14 protein-coding genes and 1 tRNA gene are annotated in these 16,972 nt (G+C 56.4%); 7 read left to right on the top strand and 8 right to left on the bottom strand.

Annotated elements, in window-relative coordinates; genetic code table 11:
* Positions 1-109: 109 nt before the first annotated feature.
* The 4 genes from FAES_RS15475 to FAES_RS15465 all read left to right on the top strand — a co-directional run bounded on the left by FAES_RS15475 (position 110) and on the right by FAES_RS15465 (position 3,078).
* A complete protein-coding gene (locus FAES_RS15475) occupies positions 110-1,027 on the top strand; it encodes a tyrosine-type recombinase/integrase (RefSeq protein WP_015332176.1) in 918 nt (305 codons plus the stop codon).
* Positions 1,028-1,098: 71 nt separating this feature from the next.
* Positions 1,099-2,247 carry a methionine aminotransferase gene (locus FAES_RS15470; protein WP_015332175.1) on the top strand — a complete coding sequence of 383 codons (1,149 nt, stop codon included), beginning with the start codon at positions 1,099-1,101 and terminating at the stop codon, positions 2,245-2,247.
* Positions 2,244-2,453 (top strand): cysteine-rich CWC family protein, encoded by a 210-nt coding sequence (locus tag FAES_RS29615; RefSeq protein ID WP_083891491.1) that lies wholly within the window; start codon positions 2,244-2,246, stop codon positions 2,451-2,453. The genes FAES_RS15470 and FAES_RS29615 overlap by 4 nt, the downstream gene beginning before the upstream one ends.
* A 76-nt stretch (positions 2,454-2,529) precedes the next feature.
* Positions 2,530-3,078, top strand: a complete 549-nt coding sequence (locus FAES_RS15465; RefSeq protein ID WP_015332174.1) for a hypothetical protein — start codon at positions 2,530-2,532, stop codon at positions 3,076-3,078.
* 24 nt (positions 3,079-3,102) lie between these two features.
* Here the strand turns inward: FAES_RS15465 and rodA are convergent, their stop codons facing one another.
* From rodA to FAES_RS15450, 3 genes are all read right to left on the bottom strand, one after another.
* Entirely contained in the window at positions 3,103-4,380 is a 1,278-nt protein-coding gene (gene rodA, locus FAES_RS15460; protein WP_015332173.1) for a rod shape-determining protein RodA, read from the bottom strand.
* Positions 4,381-4,547: 167 nt separating this feature from the next.
* On the bottom strand, positions 4,548-6,521 hold the full coding sequence (locus tag FAES_RS15455; RefSeq protein ID WP_015332172.1) for a peptidoglycan D,D-transpeptidase FtsI family protein: 1,974 nt from the start codon (positions 6,519-6,521) through the stop codon (positions 4,548-4,550).
* A gap of 182 nt (positions 6,522-6,703) precedes the next feature.
* Positions 6,704-7,687 carry an SMP-30/gluconolactonase/LRE family protein gene (locus FAES_RS15450; RefSeq protein WP_148289378.1) on the bottom strand — a complete coding sequence of 328 codons (984 nt, stop codon included), beginning with the start codon at positions 7,685-7,687 and terminating at the stop codon, positions 6,704-6,706.
* 132 nt (positions 7,688-7,819) lie between these two features.
* Between FAES_RS15450 and pyrE the strand changes: the two genes are divergently transcribed.
* Positions 7,820-8,515 (top strand): orotate phosphoribosyltransferase, encoded by a 696-nt coding sequence (pyrE, locus tag FAES_RS15445; protein WP_015332170.1) that lies wholly within the window; start codon positions 7,820-7,822, stop codon positions 8,513-8,515.
* A gap of 75 nt (positions 8,516-8,590) precedes the next feature.
* Here the strand turns inward: pyrE and FAES_RS15440 are convergent, their stop codons facing one another.
* Positions 8,591-10,207 carry an NADP-dependent glyceraldehyde-3-phosphate dehydrogenase gene (locus tag FAES_RS15440; protein WP_015332169.1) on the bottom strand — a complete coding sequence of 539 codons (1,617 nt, stop codon included), beginning with the start codon at positions 10,205-10,207 and terminating at the stop codon, positions 8,591-8,593.
* A 141-nt stretch (positions 10,208-10,348) separates the two neighbouring features.
* Here FAES_RS15440 and FAES_RS15435 point away from each other — a divergent pair, with 141 nt between their 5' ends.
* Positions 10,349-11,629 (top strand): sterol desaturase family protein, encoded by a 1,281-nt coding sequence (locus FAES_RS15435; protein ID WP_015332168.1) that lies wholly within the window; start codon positions 10,349-10,351, stop codon positions 11,627-11,629.
* Positions 11,630-11,841: 212 nt separating this feature from the next.
* Positions 11,842-13,869 carry a DUF2793 domain-containing protein gene (locus FAES_RS15430; RefSeq protein ID WP_015332167.1) on the top strand — a complete coding sequence of 676 codons (2,028 nt, stop codon included), beginning with the start codon at positions 11,842-11,844 and terminating at the stop codon, positions 13,867-13,869.
* Positions 13,870-13,924: 55 nt separating this feature from the next.
* On the opposite strand, the gene FAES_RS15425 is transcribed toward FAES_RS15430, so the two are convergent.
* From FAES_RS15425 to FAES_RS15410, 4 genes are all read right to left on the bottom strand, one after another.
* On the bottom strand, positions 13,925-14,335 hold the full coding sequence (locus FAES_RS15425) for a DUF4345 domain-containing protein (RefSeq protein ID WP_015332166.1): 411 nt from the start codon (positions 14,333-14,335) through the stop codon (positions 13,925-13,927).
* 70 nt (positions 14,336-14,405) lie between these two features.
* Entirely contained in the window at positions 14,406-14,984 is a 579-nt protein-coding gene (locus tag FAES_RS15420) for a Crp/Fnr family transcriptional regulator (RefSeq protein ID WP_015332165.1), read from the bottom strand.
* Positions 14,985-15,229: 245 nt separating this feature from the next.
* Positions 15,230-15,313 (bottom strand) — tRNA-Leu (locus FAES_RS15415).
* Between the two features lie 296 nt (positions 15,314-15,609).
* Entirely contained in the window at positions 15,610-16,851 is a 1,242-nt protein-coding gene (locus FAES_RS15410) for an ABC transporter permease (RefSeq protein ID WP_015332163.1), read from the bottom strand.
* Positions 16,852-16,972 lie beyond the last annotated feature (121 nt).

Here is a 16,972-nt window from a genome sequence, read left to right as displayed (position 1 = left end):
GCTGTAAGCGACTAAAGGGACTTAATCCAACCGGGTTAAGTCCCTTGTTTTTGTACCAGATGAACCGGTATCCCCTATCTTCGTACGACGCACTAACCCGACAGCGACGTTGACTCCAACCGATCCCGGCTCTGATTTTTTACGACACATCCGTTACGAAAAACGGCTTAGTCACCACACCCTGCTGGCGTATAAAAACGACCTGCTTCAGTTTACCGAGTTTCTGGCCGAACAGCACCCCGGTACGTTGCCTCCGGCCGCCGACCATCTGTTGATCCGGGCCTGGATTGTGCACCTGGTCGAAAGCGGGCTGAACAAGTCGACCGTCAACCGGAAGATTGCCACCTTGCGGGCCTACTACGGCTATTTACTTCGCCATCAGCGCATTAGCGCCGATCCGATGCAGAAGATTGTGGCGCTGAAACAGAGCAGTCGCCTCCCGACGTTCGTGGAAGAGAAGCCGATGGAAACGCTGCTCGACGACATCGATTTCGCCGACGACTTCATCGGGCTGCGCGACAAGCTGGTGCTGGAATTGCTCTACGGCACGGGCATCCGCCTGGGTGAACTCTTGGGCCTGAAACCCACCGATATCAACCGTTTCGACCGCACGATCACCGTGCTGGGCAAGCGCAACAAGCACCGGATCATCCCGCTGGTGCCGCCCCTGCTGGCGCTGATCGATCAATACGAGCAGCAAAAGCGGGTGTTTTTCGATGGCAAAGCCGACCCGACGGCGTTACTGGTCAGCGACAAGGGCATCCCCGCCTATCCGGTGCTCATTCAGCGGATCGTCAACAAGTACCTGTCGCTGGTGACGACGCTCGAAAAACGCAGCCCGCACGTGCTGCGCCATAGCTTTGCCACCCACCTGCTTAGCCGGGGGGCCGACCTCAACGCCATCAAAGACCTGCTGGGCCACAGCAGCCTGGCCGCCACGCAGGTGTACACACACACAAGCCTCGAACAGCTAAAAAAAACTTACGATCAGGCCCACCCGAAAGGCGGAAAACCCGGCGAATCCTGACAATATCCCCATCGGCCGCTTGACGCGCGCTCCCTTATTTTTGTCTGTCAACGTTCAGCGTTGCGTTTCCTATGCAGTCCAAATTACCCAACGTAGGCACCACCATCTTTACCGTCATGTCGAAACTGGCGGCTGAAGTGGGCGCATTAAATCTGTCGCAGGGATTCCCCAGTTTCGCAGCCGACCCTGCCCTCATTGAACTGGTTGCTCAGGCCATGCGCGACGGGCATAACCAGTATGCCCCCATGCCGGGCGTAGCGTCGTTGCGCGAAGCCATCGCTCTGAAAACCAATACCCTATACGGGAGCCATTACCATCCCGACCACGAGGTTACCATTACATCGGGCGCTACGGAAGCGCTGTTTGCGGCCATTACGGCGGTGGTGCAGCCTGGCGATGAGGTTCTGGTGTTTGAACCGGCCTACGATAGCTACGTACCCGCGATCGAACTGGCGGGGGGCCACCCCATCTACGTGTCGCTTGCCCCACCCGACTATGGCATCGACTGGGATCAGGTACGTTTGCTCGTGACGCCACGTACCCGGCTGGTCGTTGTCAATACGCCGCATAACCCCACGGGCCGCGTCTGGACGGGCGAGGATATGCACGAACTGGCCGCACTGGCCGAGGCGCATAACCTGCTGGTGGTGGCCGACGAGGTGTACGAACATATCCGCTTCGACGGACGTACCCACCACTCGCTGGCGAGTTATCCGGTGCTGCGCGAGCGAACGTTCGTGATCGGCTCGTTCGGCAAAACGTTTCACATCACGGGCTGGAAAATCGGGTACTGCCTGGCCCCGCCCGCCCTGACCGTCGAGTTTCGGAAGGTGCATCAGTTTCTGACGTTCAGCGTGTCGACGCCGATGCAGCACGCGCTGGCAACGTACCTGACTCAGCCTGACCGCTACACCACGCTGCCCAATTTCTACCAGCAGAAGCGCGACCTCTTCTTGTCGGCGCTGGCGGGCTCCCGCTTCACGTTTTTGCCCACGGAAGGCACCTTTTTCCAGAACGTGTCCTACGCCGGCCTGACCGACGAGCCCGACCACGAACTGGCCGTGCGCCTGACGCGCGACATTGGCGTGGCGTCCATTCCGGTATCGGTTTTTTACCAGCAGCGCACCGACTACCATATCCTGCGTTTCTGTTTCGCCAAAGACGACACCATGTTGCTGGAAGCGGGCCAGCGCCTCAACGACTGGTCACTACGGGTATGACGAAGACCTGCCCCCGATGCCAGCAGCCGTTCGCGTGTCGGCCTGAAGCCATCCACGATTGTGACTGTGCCAAGCTGACGCTGACATCCGCAGAACGGGACCGCATTCGGGCGCATACCGAGCAGACACTGGGTGGGTACGTTTGCCTCTGTAACCGCTGCCTGACGGAATTGGCCGCCCAGCCCCTACCGTCTAAAAACAAATAGGTGGCAACCGAACCCGACATCAACGGATTTAGACCGAATTTCGTTTCTAGGGTACATCCTTTCCTACTCCTGACGTATGCTGCCGTTTCGTATCTCTCTATTCATTGCGCTGTTCGTGGTGTTAGTTGCCTGCAAGAAGCGCACTACGGTTGACCCAACTCCGCCCACGAACCTGAACAATACCGTTCAGACCGACCCGACCAGTTGGACGCTGGGTCCGTTGAATGCCAGTTATACGATCAAGTTTCCCGCGAACTATACCGGCGAAGGTGGCCGGATTCAGATCGATGGTTGGCTGTTTGCGCAGGACCGCGCCGACAAACGCGCCAAGTTTGCCTATAGCTTCTGCACGGCCACGGGTTGTTCGGAATATGGACAGACGGTGCTGGGAGGCAAAACGCCATCCGTCGGGTCGTTCAACGGGCAAACACTCACCCAATCCATCACCCTGACCGAGGGCGATCAGGCTTTTGGCACCTTTTTTTATTCCGAACAGACTAACGCCGTGGGTGTGCTCTACCTGCTTACTAACGGCACCTACCGCGAATCGGTCAACGTGCAGTTCGATAACGTCCTGCAAGCCGAAGTGCTCGCCATTATCCGCACGATCAAGCGAAAGGTATAATTGGGTTTACGTCGTAAGCGCAACTTAACTAAACAGCGAATTCGTCCGGCGGGAGTCGAGTTTGAGGAAAATAAACAGCAGCAGCGTAAACGACCAGAGCGACGAACCACCGTAGCTGAAGAAGGGCAGCGGAATGCCGATCACGGGCATCAGGCCAATGGTCATGCCGATGTTGACCATCACGTGGAAGAAGATGATGCCCGCGACGCAGTAGCCGTAAACGCGGGCAAATTTGCTGCGCTGCTTTTCGGCCAGAATCACCAGTCGGGCCAGTAAACCCATGAAGAGCGCAATCACGATCAGGCTGCCCACAAAGCCGTGTTCTTCACCGATGGTGCAGAAAATAAAGTCGGTGCTTTGCTCGGGCACGAAGTCGAACTTTGTCTGGGTGCCTTCCAGAAACCCTTTGCCCTGCAGGCGCCCCGAGCCGATGGCGATTTTGGCCTGTGTTACGTTCCAGCCCACGCCCAGCGGGTCAACGTTCGGGTCGATCAACACCTTGATCCGGTTGCGTTGGTGGGGCTGTAGCACCTTGTTGACGAAGAAATCGACGCCCGTGGCGGTCAGCATCATAGCGCCTCCTACGAGTGCAATGCCGATGATGTTACGGGCCGTGCGGTTGTAGCGCGGCATGAGCAGAATCACCAGGCCGCATAGCACCGCGATGCCCGCAAACAGGTACAGCGGTGGCACGATCAGCGCCAGAATGAGCAACGCGGCCAATACCACCCCCGTCAGCGGAATCCAGCCGGGGAGCCCTTCGCGATACAGCATGATCACAAACGACGAAAACACCAGCATCGAGCCCGTTTCATTGGAAAGGATGATCAGGAGGGCGGGCAGGCCGATGATGCCCCCTACCCACAATAAATCCTTCCGCTTGGTGAGGTTGATCCCCGGCTGATCGAGGTACTTGGCCAGCGCCAGGCTGGTGGTCATCTTGGTAAATTCGGCTGGTTGCAACAAGAACGAACCGATTTTGAACCAGGACCGTGAGCCTTTGATATTTGCCCCCGCCACCATCACCAGCAGCAGCATCGCAATCATAAACAGGTAAAACACAAAGGCGAAGGTGTCGTAGAACTTATGGTCGATCACCAGCACGGCGATGATCAGCAGGACCGACGTACCGATCCACATCAGTTGCTTACCGGCATTGGTCGACAGGTCGAAGATGCTCGTTTGCTCTTCGGGGCTATAGACCGCCGCGTAGACGTTCAGCCAGCCCATCAGCACGCAGCCAATGTAGAGCAGCAGCGTCAGGGTATCAATATTTCGGGTCAATTCAGCGTTACGGGCCATTTTACAAATGAACAATGTACAATGCACAATAAACGATGCGGTCAGCCGGGTGCCTAGCCGCTACGGTACAATACCCTATGCACCGGTACGCAATTGCAGCACCACTGTACCGCAGCGGCTAGGCGCCCCCGGCGGACCGCATCGTTCATTGTGCATTGTGCATTTTTTTAATTTCCTCCCACGATGCTCTTTTCGGCCGGGCTGACCTGGGTCATCATCGGGCGGGGGCGGCGTAGACTATCTTTTTGCAGCTTCGGGGTGGCTTTCTGGCCCGAGGTGTCAGCGGGTTTCTTCGCCTCGCGCGGTTTGGGCAGCATCGAGAGCGGCGGCATGTAGTTCTGTTGCATCAGCCAGTTTTGCAGCTTCGTCGCTTCCGTTTTACGTTTCAGATAGCGCTCAACCACCAGTGCGGCCGTTGACGCCGCCGCCGTCCCTCCCCAGCCCGCATTTTCCACGAAAACGGCGATGGCAATTTTGGGGTTGTTCATCGGCGCGAAGCCAATAAAGATGGAGTGGTCGTGCTTATGCCCGAATTTGGCGTTCTGCGCGGTCCCGGTTTTCCCGCAGAGATCAATGCCGGCGATGTCGGCTTCTTTCTTTACCGTACCGGCCATCACCGCCATGCGCATGCCCTCGATCACGGGCAGGTAATACTGCCGGTCAATGTCGGTATAGTGCTTCTCTTTGTACGTGTCGGGCACGCCTTCACCGATCTGGCCGATGCCTTTCACATAGTGCGGGGTGATGTACCAGCCCCGGTTGGCCATAATGGCCGCCAGATTAGCCAGCTTAAGCGGGCTGATGAGCAATTCGCCCTCACCAATACTGAGCGAATAGATATTGGAGAATTTCCACCGATTTTCTCCTTTATACAACTTGTCGTAGGTGGAGACCGTCGGTAAGTTTCCCGCCTTTTCATAAGGCAGATCAAGGCCGAGTTTCTGCCCGATACCGAACTTAACAACTTGGTCGTGCCACTCCTTCAAGCCAATGGCCGAGGCCTTGAACGTGTTGGGATTGCCGTTGTGGTAGATGTATTTGCGGAAAACGTTGTAGAAGTAGGGATTGCAGGAAAACCGCACCGCCCCACGCAGGTTGTTACCGCCCCGGCAGTGGCAGCGCATCGGCGAACCAGCGTGCCCATACACCATATTGGGATACAGCGATCCCTGCTGCTGGGCAATCAGCGCCTGGATCAGCTTGAAGGTAGACCCCGGCCGGTAACTCGCCATGATGGGGCGGTTGATGAGGGGTTTGTAAGGGTCTTTTACCAGTTTGCGGTAATTCTTCGAGAAGTACCGCGACGACAGCAGATTAGGGTCGTACGTGGGAGCCGATACGGAAGCCAGAATCTCGCCGGTGTTCGGGTCAAGCGCAATAACGCTTCCCACGCGGTTCTGCATGAGGCTGTCGGCATATTGCTGCACATCCACGTCGATACTCGTATAGAGGCTTTTGCCCGCCACAGCGGCGGTGTCGTACTCCCCGTCTTTGAAGGAGCCTTTCACCACACCGCGTACGTTTTGCATCACGTATTTGATGCCCCGGCGACCGCGCAGTTCTTTCTCGTACTGTTCTTCCAGGCCGTTGTGGCCCACGTAGTCGCCCTGTCGGTAGTAGGGTATTTCCTGATTGTCGAGCGCCTTTTTACTGATCTCCGACACGTACCCAAGCGCATTGGACAACGTATGAGCTGGGTACGTCCGCATCGAACTCATCATGGGCTCAAACCCCCGGTAATCGACCAGGGCGTCCTGAATACGGGCGTAATCTTCCTTGGAGAGCTGACGCAGAAATACCGAGGGCTTCAGGGGCGAATACGCTTTGGCAATCGCCATAATGCTGTCGAATTCCGGACGGGTAATGTCCATCATCTTGCAGAAAGCTGTGGTGTCGGGAATTTTGACCCGCTTGGGCGTTACGTAAAGGTCATACACCGGCGTGTTGTAGACCAGCAGTTTGCCGTTCCGGTCGTAGATCTGCCCCCGGTACGGAATTTCGATAACGCGTTTGATGGAGTTACTCGACGATTCCAGGGAATAGCTATCGTCTAAAATTTGCAGGTAGAACAGGCGAGCGGCGTAAATCAGGCCCACTAAACAGAAGACGCCGATAATAATGAATTTGCGATTTTCAACCACTGGTTTTCAATCATTGATTCTCATCACTGAGAATAAAGCCCTATTGTCAAATTACGAAGGGTCTCGTTGACCTCTATACAAAGTTAGGGCATCCGGGTAAAGAGTGAAAGGGCGAATGCGGAAAGAGTGAAAGCAATTCGTTCGGCCCTGTTGCTTAGCCGCTCCATTCGCTCTTTGGCTCTTCACCAGTTTGCGCCGCGCACGTTGGTGCGAATGCGGCAGAGGTACATGTCGGCGGTGATGTAAAGCGTTTTGCCGTCGTCGCCCCAGGCGCAGTTGGCCGTAGCCTCGCCGGGATCGATGCGCCCCAGCAACGTACCGGCACCGCCTTTCGGGTCGGGGGCGATCACCAGTACCCCACCGGGCCCGGTTGCCCACAGGTTTCCCTGCTCGTCGACTTTCAGACCGTCCGGGGCGCCCTTCAGGCCCCGTTTCATCAGGTCGAGCGCATTATAGACCAGGCGGCCTTTCCCCACGGTTCCGTCGGGCAAAATCGGATACGCCAGGATAACCGGCTGTTTTTCGTCGGACTGGGCCACATACAGCGTTTTCTGATCGGGCGACAGGGCGACGCCATTGGGCCGGACCAGATCGGCAATCGCGACCGTTACCTCCCCCTCGGGGTCAATGCGGTACACGCCGAAGAGCTTGGTTTCGCGGCTGGGGTCGGTATCGTGCTTGGGTAACCCGTAGGGTGGGTCGGTGAAGTAGTAACTGCCGTTGCTGTGCGCCACCACGTCGTTGGGGCTGTTGAACCGCTTGCCCTGACAGCGGTCGGCCAGCGTGATTTTTCCCCCGGGCTTATTGAGCGGCATGGCCGAAATCCGCCGGTCGCCATGTTCGCAGGCGATGAGCCGCCCCTGCCGGTCGATGGTCAGTCCGTTGCTACCGGGTTCGTTGCTGTACGTACCCAGGCCCGTGTAGCCCGAGGGCTTCAAAAATACCTGTACGCCCGACTTTTCGGTCCAGCGGTGAATAACGTTGTTGGGTACGTCGGAGAAGAGCAGATACCCCGGCGTGTTACCCGTCCCTTTCACCCATACGGGTCCTTCGGTCCAGTCGAAACCCGACGCCAGTACCTCGATCTGCGCGTTTTCGGGCAGGAGCGCGTTCAGGCGCGGATCGTCACGAACGACATGCCCGATCGTCGGATAATGCTGAGCCATACCAGATGCGGCAACACAAACAAACAGCGAGGTTATAAGCGATTTCATCGAACCTGTAGGTAGCGGGGTTGGGAGTGGGCAGTACGCGGCAAACGACGCCTAGCGACTTGAGCCCTTGAAAGTCGGCAGGAAATGCGAAAGTTTACAACGAAGTTTGCAATCAAATCAATCGTCCGTATCAAATTGTCTACTGTCGCTCAAACCGTTGCCCGTCATTTATTAACCGTACAGGCCGTTCGACTACGGCCCGCCGACCCGTTTACCTGGAGTTCGGGCTGGAAATCACCGATTTACTGCGATAACCGCGTCACATTGGCGTACCCTGAGGTACGTACCTACATTAAAGAGGCGCTGGCCGACCTGGTTCGCCGCGAGTTTCCAACGGCGCAAGTCATCGCAGGTGTCGCTACGGCGGGCATTCCGCAGGGAGCCCTCGTTGCCGACGCGCTGAACCTCCCCTATTGCTACGTGCGCCCCGAGCCGAAAAAACACGGCATGGGCAACCAGATCGAAGGGCGGATCGAGGCGTCGGACAACCCGCAACGGGTGGTGGTAGTGGAAGATCTGATTTCGACGGGGGGCAGTTCGCTGAAAGTAGTCGAGGCCTTGCGGCAGGCGGGGGCCGAGGTAATTGGCATGATCGCCATCTTCACCTACGGGTTTGCCCTCGCCGACCAGAACTTCGCCAACGCAAACGTTAAGCTCGCCTGCCTCAGCAACTACGATACCCTGATCGGAGAAGCCCAAACCCTCGATTACATCCCCGCCGACACCACCGACTCCCTCACCGCCTGGCGCCAAAACCCCGCGGAATGGGGAAAACAGTAATAAGCTATGAATGATAAACGATGAATTGGGCTGACGCACGAAGCGCTCGCGTCAGCCCAATTCATCATTTATCATTTAAAAAATGAAGTTCGTGCTCAGGAACACCGACTCGTGGTTACCGACGATGTTGTTAAGAATCGTTTTGTTCGGGGTGGTGTCTTTCGTTGCCACCGCCGACCGGATCGAAAACGACCGTAGGGCATCTTCCACCGACAACGTACCCTCGGCCGAATCTTTCCGGCCGGTGAACGGGAAGGTATCGGGGCCGCGCTGGCATTGCGCGTTGATATTCACCCGGCTAACCAGGTTTACCAGCGGGTCGATCAGGGCCGCGATCGCTTCGGGGTCGGAGCCGAAAATGCTGGCCTGCATGCCGTGGTCGTCGGTGATCAGGTAATCGATAAACTCCTCCGTATCATCGTAAGCTACCACGGGCACAACGGGGCCAAACTGCTCATCGCGGTACAACTTCATCCCTTCTTTGACCGGATACACCACCGCCGGCCGGAACAACGACTCCACCACTTCGCCACCCCCTTCGTTCATAATCCTGGCCCCGCCGGCTTCGGCGTCGCGGATAATGTCGGTGAGGTAATCGGTTTTGGTAGGTTCGGGCAGGGGCGTAATCTGGGCGCCGTCGGTCCAGGGCATACCCAGTTTGAGCGCGCTAACGGCCGGCCCGAATTTGGCCAGAAACTGATCGACGATGCTGCGGTGCGCCCAGATGATCTTGATGGCCGTACACCGCTGCCCGTTGAACGACAAGGACCCCAGGATACACTCACTAACGGCCACATCCAGATCGGCATCAGGCAGGATGATAGCGGCGTTTTTGGCGTCGAGGCTCAAGATCGAGCGCAGGCGGTTCAGTTTGGGGTGAAACCGCTGCAATTCGTCGGCCACGCGGCTCGACCCAATGAGCGTCAACACGTTCACCTTACCCGACTGCATCACAGGCGGAATCACCTCGGCACCACGCCCATAGAGCGAGTTGACGACCCCCTTCGGAAAGCTCGTGCGGAAGGCTTCGAGCAGGGGATAGTGTAGCAGCGAGCCGTGTTTGGGCGTTTTGAACAGGATCGTGTTACCCATCAAAATGGCCGGAATCAGCGTCGTGTAGGTTTCGTTGAGCGGGTAATTGAACGGCCCCATGGACAGCACCACGCCGAGCGGCGAGCGCCGGATTTGCCCGATAATACCCTCTTCGATCCGGAACCGCGACGAGTTGCGGTCCATGTCTTTCAACACGTTGATGGTGTCGTAGATGTACTTCACCGTCCGGTCGAACTCCTTGGTGGCGTCGGGGCGGTTTTTACCAATCTCCCACATGATCAGGTTAATCACTAGGCTTCGCTTCTCCAGCATTTTGCCGATGAACGTTTCCATGCAGGCAATGCGGCCGGCAACGGGCATCTGCGGCCATTCGCCACGGCCATTGTCGTAGGCAGCCACGGCGGCATCAAGCGCAGCCATCGCTTCGGTGGGGCCGCAAACCGGGTAGCTGCCCACTAGGTGCCGTTGCCAGTTTCCAGATTCATCAGGGGTGCCCACGGGCGAGTATACGTCGGCTACGCGCCCCGACCAGGCAATCATCTCGCCGTTGAGCAGGTATTCGCGTTGGTGAATGGGCTCGATCTGAACGTCGGCAGGTACGTCGGCCAAACTAGCCGGAAAAAAAGACTGGGTTGTCATGCGTTATGAATCGGTTGTAGGCTGGCAAGTAAAGCCACAGCCGGGCGAAACCTCACCATAGCCACCCAACAGCACAACTTTTTCCTAATTTGGTCTTATTTTCGATACTTAAAATCCATAACAGACAGCGCCTTACGACCTATGAATGTCAACCCGATTATGCTGGCGATTCCCTTCTTCTTTCTGGCGATGGGCATCGAAATCTGGCTCGATCATCATCGACAAACCAATTTATACCGGCTCAACGACAGCATCACCAACCTGGGCGCTGGCACGTCGCAGCAGGTCGTCGGCATCTTTCTGAAAGTCTTTACGCTGGGGATTTACGAAGCCGTATATGCCCATGCTGCGCTCTTCACGATTCCGCACGTGTGGTGGAGTTGGGTGCTGGCTTTTCTGCTCTACGACCTTTGTTATTATGTCGCCCATCGGCTGAGCCACGAGGTCAACCTATTCTGGAGCGGGCACGTAGTGCACCATCAGAGCGAAGAATACAACCTCTCGGTGGCGCTGCGCCAAAGCTGGTTTCAGGGTGTCTGGACGGCCCCCGTTTACCTGCCGATGGCCCTGCTGGGCTTCGATACCACGCAGTTGCTCATCGTGGGGGGCATCAACCTCATCTATCAATTCTGGATTCATACCGAGTTGATCGATCGCATGGGCTTTCTGGAAACATTCATGAATACGCCTTCCCACCACCGGGTGCATCACGGCCGCAACCCTAAGTACATCGACAAGAACCACGCTGGTACGTTCATCATCTGGGACCGGCTCTTTGGCACCTTCCAGGCCGAAGAAGAGCGGCCCGTGTACGGCATCACCACGCCCATCAACAGTTGGAATCCCGTTTGGGCCAATTTCTCGCATTATGAGCAGATTAGTCAGCAGCTCCGGCAGGCCCCGCATTTCACCGACAAGCTAAAGGTGCTGTTCTACAAACCCGGCTGGGACGCCAAAATGGCCGTTTATCACCCCATCCCCGCCGTTAGCCGCGATGAGTACCAGAAATTCGACACGGCGGTGGCGCCTACGGTCAACTACTACGTGCTGTTTCAATATGGATTGCTCTTACTGGCTACCTTCCCCTTTCTACAGTTTCAGGCGCAGTTGGGCTGGGGGCAGAAAGCGGTGATTGCCCTGCTTGTAGGCCTCACGGTGGTCAATTTTGGCTGGCTCTTCGAGGGCCGCAGGTGGGCATACCGGGTTGAAGCGGGCCGGCTGTTGGTGTGCGCGGGCGTGGCTACGTACCTGCTGTTGCCTTTACCCGCCGGTATGTGGCTGGCCCTCAGCGTCGGCCTCGTCACGCTGCTGTCGCTTGGCTGGTTGTGGCGAGCTCGTCATAGCCAGACCGGTCTTTCTAATGTACCCGAAAAAGCGGTCACTGATACGGTCGCCAACGCGGCCAAGGCAAGTGTCAGCTAGGGGTTTATGCCTTTTTACAACCGGACTACGGCAGTCGGCAGGCTTCCGGTTTAACGGCTGGTTATAGAAAACTCATCGTCTCATTCCAACTCCTTTTGGCCCATTTTAATGGACTATATAGGTGTTTTTAACGGAAAACAGGCAACAAATACACGAACGACAGCGATAGAACAGTATAGGGGCGTTGGTAACCGAGCGCCCGTCGCTGTACGATGTTGTTAACGACCCACGCACTAATCGTTTTGGTGGCGCACCTGCTGGTGCGCCATCCCCGTCCCGATACACACGGGACTACACCCGCCAAACGAGCCGATAGTAGTCTGGTGGCAGCAACTAGTCCGGGTGTCCGACCCGAAGCCTTTGGCGCCGTTGGCGACCGGATTGCTGACGACACGGCGCCGTTGCGAGCGGCCCTCGCCGCCGCCTGTTCGTCTGGGCAGCCATTGCTCATCAGCCGACAAAAACATTACCGCCTCACCGATCAGTTGACTGCTCCCGGAGCACTCACGATGGTAATTGAACCAGAAGCTGAATTATATCTGGATACGACGACGCCTGGCAAGCGTCTACTATACACACGGTGGAGCCTGACGCTGACAAATAAAGGGTTACTGACTGGCAGTTGGCGCATGGATGGTCAACAAACCAATACCGTAAACAGCGGTCAAATCAAAGGACAGCACCTGATTCGGGTCGACGCACCCGACACGGGTATGATCCGGGTACGCATTACGGGGGGGCAATACCGGCGGAGCGGCGATCAGGCCATTGTGGTGTCGCAGCAGAATAGTCGGCAGAATCGATTTACCAGCCTTATTATCGAAAACACAACCATCCGCGACTGCTATCATGGGGTGCACCTGAACAACCTCGACTGCCCGGCTCCCATTGTTGGCGCCGTGTTCCGAAACAATGTCATCCGCAACATGGCATCGAAGGGGCCGGGGCTCATGCACTCGCAGACTGAAGGCAGCGGCAATGGCCTGACCACTTGGGGCCGGTTCGATCGGTTAATGCTCCTCAACAACACGGTCGATTCGTGCGGGCGAATGGGCATCGAGTTATTCATTCCCCACGACCATTTTTTGCGCGGGTGGCATAACCGCAAGCTTCAGATCGTGGGCAACCGGATCAGCAACTGCGGCTATTTTGCGCTCTCCCAGCAGGGCGACAGCAATTACATTGCCCGTAACACGCTCACGAACTGGCATACTGACTATATCGAAATGCTAGGGAATGGCACGACGGTGGAGCGTAACGTTCTTGATGGAGTTGGCTTTTCGACTACCTCCAACGATCGCGGTACTCAGTCGGCACTGGACCGGCACGACTTGACCGTTCGCCAGAATACGTTCCGGCAGCGGTCGTTTCAGAAAACGGTTATCGAAGCGACCTTTTGTGAAAATGTGCTGATCGAAAATAATACCATTCGCTGCACAGAACGGCAGGCGGGTACAACCGGATTCCGTGCACCCATTTCAGTTGGCAACACCCTAAACGCCATGGTGCGGAATAACGTAGTGACCGCGGCCTATCCATTTCAGGGACCTTTTTACAATTTTGGCCGGAATGCAGGACTCACCTGGACGAACGATCGCCTGAGCCTGACCGGCTACGCACCCGATTCACTAGCCAGCCTCTTTAGCATCTACCAACTTCGAAACAGCACCATACAGGGCGTCCGGGTAGTGGCCCCAACCCGGCTTCGACTGCGCGATAATGCCTTTAATGTGCTGAATTACCCCGTTAATGGCCTGTATAGCTACGTCTGGACGGGCAGTCAGTTCGTCACCAAACCGCTGACGGCCAAAAGCCTGCAACAGAAGCCCCCGACATCACCCGCGCAGGGCGACACGTATTGGCTCACCGACAACCCTACCGGCGAGTGGAGCGGGCAGGGGCGCAAGCTGGCTACCTGGACGGGCAATCAATGGGTATTCACGACGGTGCAGGATGTGTTCCCTTACGAAACCAACGCCACCAAGGAGCCTTTCTATTCGCACAGCGGGCTCCCCACCAGCGCCGACAAGCCGGGCACCACATACCTGCTGATGGATGGCCCCGGCCTGATGGGCGTGCGGTTCATCAATAATGATTTTTCGGGCGGTGGGCGCATCGCTGATCGCGATGGCAAACCGGCCTTTCGGTTCGTCAACACCCGCCTCTGGAAAGTAGGTATCGTCAACACCACAGAGGCGTTCGACGGTACCAATTTACAGTTAAACGACATCAGCCGGTGAACCGGCTGAACGTACCCGGCTCAACACCGAGCGATTCTGCTGCGGGCTGGATACGTTACGAGAACGCCATCACTCGCTGATTAGCCCAAAGCAGCGACAAGGCAATCAGGCAAAAAGCCGATTCGATCAGAAGCCACTGCTGACCGAAAGCACCCAATGCACCATCGGCCAGTATGGTAATGGTCCGCGACAGGGCATAACAGCCCCACAATAGGCTCAGAAAGGCTAATCCTTTGGCAATATGGCGGACCATCAGGTAGAGCAGACTGATAAACAGGGTGAGTCCGACGCCGCCATACGCGCCCCGTATTGAGCTGATTGCGCTCGTGTTAGTCAGCTTGACCTGGACCAGATCCATAACCGATTGGGGATTGAAAAAGGCCATGAGACTGACCGACAGCAGGGCCAGTGCCGACAGCAGAATGAACCCCTGCGCCGACCGTTTGAGCGTTGATTTTAATTGCATGTTACTACTGTTTAGTACGATGCAAAATTGAGCGATACGCGCGCGCCCGTTGTTGGTATTCGCCAAGATTTCAGACCTTAATGCTATTCATAAACTTGCTGAAATTCGTTGGATCGACGCCGATGTAATTGGCCAGGTATTTGTGCGGCACAACCTGAAGAATATGCGGACTTCGGCGCAGCAGGCCCCGGAATTTGTCGGTGGCCGAATAGCATTGCAACTCGACGAGCCGTTCCAACACGCCCGATAACGCCTGCGTGAGCGCCTTCCGCGTCATAGTCTCGACCGCTGGGTGGCGCAGCATCACCGTCTGTAAGTCGGCGTAAGAGGCCCGCAGAAAAATGGAGGGTGTCAGTGTTTCGAAGTAATACCGCGACGGCTGTTGCAGCAGCAGCGAGTCGATAACCCCGCCGAACGATGGCGCATACGAGAAAATCAGCGTGGCTTCCCGGTCTTGTTCATCGAGGTAATACACCCGCTGTACTCCTTCTGCCACAAAATACAGATAGCCCTCCAGTTCACCGGCAACGGTAAGTAGTGTTTTGCGCTTCGCGGAAAATGGCCGCCACACGTCTGAAAACGCCGCCCAGTCAGCGTCCGCCAATGGATGAATCGCCCGAACAAGCTGTTCTAATTGAGATAACCCCATACCGACTAACCAACTTTATAACGTGCCTTTATACGCCAGCATCAACCTTATCTCAGCCTCATCAATTGGTTTCGTGCCACCTTTTCGCCAACGTCATAGACGCTTAGCGGTTCAGCAATTATCAACGAGTCCACCAGTCCTGTCAGGTAACTACCCAATCAGCTAAGCCGAAGTTGCCGACTTGCCAGGCTAATAAACAATAAACCCCTAACACTCTGCGAACAGATTATTAGGGGCTATTATCGTACCGGGTGCCGGACTCGAACCGGCATGTCCTTGCGAACAATGGTGTTTGAGACCATCGCGTCTACCGGTTCCGCCAACCCGGCAGGAGAACCGTTCGTCGTTGCCGACGATGCGTTTTGTCAAACGTGGTGCAAAAGTAGTCTTTTACCGATACGACACCCAAGGCCGATCGTCTTTTTTTTGGGTCATTTTAGCTGAAAAACGCTATTTCATTGCCTGTCAGGCGCTTGTACATAGTTTTCAGGTACGTTGTTTTCGCCCGATAATCATAGCTAGTGAGGGTGACGTACCTGAATAGTCGTTGAGGTACGTCTGGGTACGTTGTGTGAGTCTTTTGCCCTTTCCTCAGGAACAGGCCATTCAGGCACAACGCAGCACGCTACTCATAGCGCAGAGCGTCGATGGGGTCGAGTTTGGAAGCGCGGATGGCGGGGTAGATACCCGAGAACAGGCCCACCGCCACGCAGACCAGCAGGCCGAGCATCATCCAGAGCCAGGGGAGTACAAACCGGCCTTCACCGTCGCTGCTGATGCCGAAGGCCACGGCGTTGCCAATAGCGATGCTCAGCATGATACCGACCAGCCCGCCCAGGATGCAGATCACAATGGCTTCGATCAGAAACTGCTGCCGGATGCGCATGGGCGTGGCTCCCAGCGATTTACGAATCCCGATTTCGCGGGTACGTTCCGTAACCGACACCAGCATGATGTTCATGAGGGCAATGGCCGCGCCCAGCAGCGTAATGGCACCGATACCAAAGCCGCCCCAACGCAGATACCCGGTGGTTTCTTCGATGTCTTTGACCAGCGCGTCGGCCCGTTCAATATCAAACGAGTCGGGCTGCCCAAGGCGGTCCTGCCGGATGAGTCGCATCAGGCCGGTGGCTTCGCCAATAGCCATTTCCTGATCGCCGATCTCCGTCACCGATGCTGTGATGTCGAATGTCAGTTGCCGTTCACCGGCCAGTTGGCGGGCATTTTCGAGGGGAACCAGTACAACACGATCGTCGCCACCGCCGGTCAGCGAGCCTTTTTTTTCCAGTACACCCACCACCCGAAATTGGCTCCCCAGTACCCGGATTAGCTGCCCAACGGGATTGACTTTCCCCTGAAACAAGGTGTTAGCCAACTCATTACCGATCACGGCCACCGTCAGTGCATTGTCGATATCGCCCGAGTTGATAGGGCGGCCCTGCCCGACTTTGTAATTTTTTACGGTTAGGTAGGCGTCGTCGATGCCAACCACCTGCACGTTGGGGTTCGTTTTTTTCGAGCCGTATTTTACCTGCCCCGCCCCCGAAACAAGCGTCGAGATGGAAATAGTGGCCTTGTATTTGTAGCGACGACGGAAGGTAATGGCTTCGTGGTAGTCGATGGGTTCGTCTTTCTGAATGATCCGTCCGCCAAACCGGCGCACTTCCTGCCGGGCCACAATGTTGAAAACGTTGGCGCCTAACCCTTCAAAGTTGCTGTTCAGCGACGCCTGTATGCCGTCGATGGCCGTCAACGTACCCACCAGCGAGGTAATGCCCAGGGCAATGATGAGGGCCGTTAGGATGGTGCGGAGCCGATTTCCCGCCACCGACCGTAACCCTTCGCGTATGTTTTCGAGTAGGTCCATAAGTTAATGTGCAATGAACAATGCCGAATGAACAATATCCTGGTAAAGAGCGCCGCCCCGATCTGCGGTGGCGGTCCGAATTGTTCATCGTACATTGTACATTCAAAACCTGGTTTTGATC

It is taken from the genome of Fibrella aestuarina BUZ 2 (genome assembly GCF_000331105.1).
GTDB lineage: Bacteria > Bacteroidota > Bacteroidia > Cytophagales > Spirosomataceae > Fibrella > Fibrella aestuarina.
The sequence above is the reverse complement of the archived record's forward strand: the minus strand, read 5'-3'. Positions and strand labels throughout refer to the sequence as shown.

What these genes read in the sequence shown, in the direction of transcription:
- FAES_RS15470 (WP_015332175.1), top strand. Translation starts at nt 1,099, where the DNA reads ATGCAGTCCAAATTACCCAACGTAGGCACCACCATCTTTACCGTCATG.
- FAES_RS29615 (WP_083891491.1), top strand. Translation starts at nt 2,244, where the DNA reads ATGACGAAGACCTGCCCCCGATGCCAGCAGCCGTTCGCGTGTCGGCCT.
- FAES_RS15465 (WP_015332174.1), top strand. Translation starts at nt 2,530, where the DNA reads ATGCTGCCGTTTCGTATCTCTCTATTCATTGCGCTGTTCGTGGTGTTA.
- rodA (WP_015332173.1), bottom strand. Translation starts at nt 4,380, where the DNA reads ATGGCCCGTAACGCTGAATTGACCCGAAATATTGATACCCTGACGCTG.
- FAES_RS15450 (WP_148289378.1), bottom strand. Translation starts at nt 7,687, where the DNA reads ATGGCTCAGCATTATCCGACGATCGGGCATGTCGTTCGTGACGATCCG.
- pyrE (WP_015332170.1), top strand. Translation starts at nt 7,820, where the DNA reads ATGCGAAAGTTTACAACGAAGTTTGCAATCAAATCAATCGTCCGTATC.
- FAES_RS15440 (WP_015332169.1), bottom strand. Translation starts at nt 10,207, where the DNA reads ATGACAACCCAGTCTTTTTTTCCGGCTAGTTTGGCCGACGTACCTGCC.
- FAES_RS15435 (WP_015332168.1), top strand. Translation starts at nt 10,349, where the DNA reads ATGAATGTCAACCCGATTATGCTGGCGATTCCCTTCTTCTTTCTGGCG.
- FAES_RS15430 (WP_015332167.1), top strand. Translation starts at nt 11,842, where the DNA reads ATGTTGTTAACGACCCACGCACTAATCGTTTTGGTGGCGCACCTGCTG.
- FAES_RS15425 (WP_015332166.1), bottom strand. Translation starts at nt 14,335, where the DNA reads ATGCAATTAAAATCAACGCTCAAACGGTCGGCGCAGGGGTTCATTCTG.
- FAES_RS15420 (WP_015332165.1), bottom strand. Translation starts at nt 14,984, where the DNA reads ATGGGGTTATCTCAATTAGAACAGCTTGTTCGGGCGATTCATCCATTG.
- FAES_RS15410 (WP_015332163.1), bottom strand. Translation starts at nt 16,851, where the DNA reads ATGGACCTACTCGAAAACATACGCGAAGGGTTACGGTCGGTGGCGGGA.